The following is a 1771-nucleotide window of genomic DNA, read 5'->3' on the forward strand; positions in this document are numbered from 1 at the left end:
GTGAGCTGGGTTTAGAACGTCGTGAGACAGTTCGGTCCCTATCTGCCGTGGGTGTCGGATACTTGAGAGGAGCTGTCCCTAGTACGAGAGGACCGGGATGGACGCACCTCTGGTGGACCTGTTGTTGCGCCAGCAGCATAGCAGGGTAGCTAAGTGCGGACGGGATAACCGCTGAAAGCATCTAAGCGGGAAGCCCCCCTCAAAACCAGGTATCCCTTGAGAGCCGTGGAAGACCACCACGTTGATAGGCTGGAAGTGGAAGCGCAGCGATGCGTGGAGCGGACCAGTACTAATTGCTCGATCGGCTTGATCACGCGTTGCTCATGAATGGCGATTGCCTCGTCCATCATGAAGGCCCGTGTAAAGTCAGGAATAAATGTCTCTGTGAAACCGCGTCAAACGAGCCGACCGGGTGGTTATAGCGAGGGGATCCCACCCGTTCCCATCCCGAACACGGCCGTTAAGACCCTCTGCGCCGATGGTACTATGTCTTAAGGCATGGGAGAGTAGGTCGCCGCCCGGTCCGCCCGTTTGACGCCAGCTATCCTTTTTCTTTTCAATCGACATGACAGACCCCCGCTTCCGCGGGGGTTTTGTTTTGTCTGGATGTCACGGATCCGTGCCGCTTCGATCCTCAGCTGCGTTCGGCAATGCCGTTTGCGCCCGGAATTCGTTCCCTGACCCACAGGCTGGCAAGGGCCTTCCACCCGGATGTTACCGCGCTGCCGGCATGCAGGCTCATGGGGTCGGGATTGCCGTCCGTTGTTACGTTCTCGAATGTCAGAATGTCTCCCGTTCGTCCCCTCCAGGCGAGGTCGAGGCGTGAGAACTGTGTCGCACCCCCTTCATAGGCCTGGTTGAGCGCCGTAAGGGCAGTTGCCCGCCTCTGCCCTTGCGCTGCCAGCTCCGCGCTGGCCCAGCCATCATCGGCGGCAAAACAATCGAGATGGGGCCGATACTCGTCGCCTGGGTAATAGACAAGGATTGCGAGCCCTTCGCCATGGAGGGCGCTGGCTCCGGTCGCCTCGGCCATGCGCGCCGTCATGAGCGCTACAGGAAGTGACTGCAAGGAACGCGGCAAGCTGGTTGTGTAGGCCTTGCGGTGCGGATCAGGGTTGGTGCGGCCTGTGAGGGTATTGAAGATCTCGGCCCGCTTCAGCCCCGGCCAGCTCATGCCCAGTACATAGTCACACAACGCCACTGAAAGCGCAGAAGCGTTTGCGGTGATGCGTGGCTTCTCGTGAAGCGGCTCGCGCATGGAACTTGCCACGGCATCCTCCAGAAAGCTGAAGTTGACCGAGTCCGGTGCGCTGGCGTCTGGCGGTAGCGGCGAAACGGGTAATCCCTTCAAACGAGAGGCGAGCGAAGGCGCCAAAGGGTGTCCACTGGCTTGTAGCCGGCCAAGCTGACTATCCAGCTCGGCCCACGTCTCCCCACGCTCCCGTGCCAGCTCAACAAGCGCAGCCACGCCGAGCCCTGACCCCCGCCGGGCGGCATCCAGCAACAGATGCGCCGCAGCGTCCGGGTTGTCCCTGATCAGGAGGATGCCAGTTTCGACCGCTGCTTCCCGGTCGCCCGCTTTCGCGTGCGCGTAGCGGCTGGCCGCACCGGCCGCGAGGCCCTGCGGTCCCAGCGCGATAGCCGTGGCCAGCATGCGCCGGGCCAGGGGGTCGTGATGCTCGGCCGGAGCAAGAGCGGCGATCGCCGCCTCAGCGTCCACTGGTCCGCCTCTGCCATCAATCATGACGCCTGCCAGCGGCACCCGCGCCTG

The 1771-nt window shown here is 62.5% G+C and carries 1 protein-coding gene and 2 rRNA genes; 2 read left to right on the forward strand and 1 reads right to left on the reverse strand.

Annotated features, from left to right (window positions below):
• Both ACTS2Z_RS05110 and rrf read left to right on the forward strand, forming a co-directional pair.
• Window positions 1–314 (forward strand): 23S ribosomal RNA (locus tag ACTS2Z_RS05110); the annotation flags it as partial.
• A gap of 94 nt (window positions 315–408) precedes the next feature.
• Window positions 409–523 (forward strand): 5S ribosomal RNA (gene rrf / locus ACTS2Z_RS05115).
• A gap of 111 nt (window positions 524–634) precedes the next feature.
• On the opposite strand, the gene ACTS2Z_RS05120 is transcribed toward rrf, so the two are convergent.
• Window positions 635–1771, reverse strand: a 1137-nt coding sequence (locus ACTS2Z_RS05120) for a 2OG-Fe(II) oxygenase (RefSeq protein ID WP_442572148.1), incomplete at its 5' end; no start/stop codon positions are given.

It is taken from the genome of Glycocaulis sp. (assembly GCF_052168375.1).
Lineage (GTDB): Bacteria > Pseudomonadota > Alphaproteobacteria > Caulobacterales > Maricaulaceae > Glycocaulis.